The organism is Providencia sp. PROV189 (assembly GCF_028480065.1).
Lineage (GTDB): Bacteria > Pseudomonadota > Gammaproteobacteria > Enterobacterales > Enterobacteriaceae > Providencia > Providencia stuartii.
Window position 1 is genome coordinate 1 of the sequence record NZ_JAMPOG010000079.1, and the last position, 1,019, is coordinate 1,019.

The following is a 1,019-nucleotide window of genomic DNA, read 5'->3' on the forward strand; positions in this document are numbered from 1 at the left end:
GGCTCATACACAATCACTTCGATACCTTTGGCCTTAATACGTTTCATCACGCCCTGCACCGCAGAAGCACGGAAATTGTCAGAGCCTGCCTTCATCACCAAACGGTATACCCCCACTTTACGTGGCGCTTTGGCAATAATCGCATCGGAAATAAAGTCTTTACGTGTGCGGTTAGACTCCACAATGGCGTTAATCAGGTTATTCGGCACATCATCGTAGTTTGCTAACAACTGTTTGGTGTCTTTAGGGAGGCAATACCCGCCGTAACCGAAAGAGGGGTTGTTGTAGTGGCTACCGATACGCGGGTCTAATGACACCCCTTCAATGATTTGTCGTGCGTTCAAACCGCGACTTTCTGCATAGGTATCTAATTCATTGAAATAGGCGACGCGCATAGCCAAGTAGGTGTTTGCAAACAGTTTAATCGCTTCGGCTTCTGTGCTGTCAGTAAACAGCACTGGAACATCTTTCTTGATGGCTCCTTCCAGCAGCAAGTTAGCAAAAATCGCTGCCCGCTCAGAGCGCTCCCCTACCACAATACGGGAAGGGTGCAGATTATCCCAAAGTGCACGGCCTTCGCGTAAAAACTCAGGCGAGAAAATCACATTGGTGTAGCCAAACTCTTCACGTAGGCGCTCAGTAAAGCCAACCGGAATGGTGGATTTCACAATGATAGTGGCGGCAGGATTGATTTTCTGCACGTCGTGAATGACCGATTCCACTGACTTGGTATTAAAGTAGTTGGTTTTAGGGTCATAGTCAGTGGGGGTCGCCACAATCACATATTGTGCACCAGTATAGGCTTCGACAATATATTGTGTCGCTCGGAAATTGAGTGTTTTTTCGCGTAGAAATTGCTCGATTTCGGTATCGATAATTGGCGACTGTTTGTTGTTAAGCATCGCCACTTTTTCGGCAATGATATCGACTGCCACCACTTCGTGGTGTTGTGACAGTAACATGGCATTGGACAGACCCACATAGCCTGTACCCGCAATTGCTATTTTCAAAACTGACCT

At 47.2% G+C, this 1,019-nt stretch carries 1 protein-coding gene; it reads right to left on the reverse strand.

The features are described from left to right. Positions 1-1,010 (reverse strand): nucleotide sugar dehydrogenase (locus tag PR833_RS20255; RefSeq protein ID WP_272526482.1); only part of this gene is annotated, 1,010 nt, incomplete at its 3' end. Positions 1,011-1,019 lie beyond the last annotated feature (9 nt).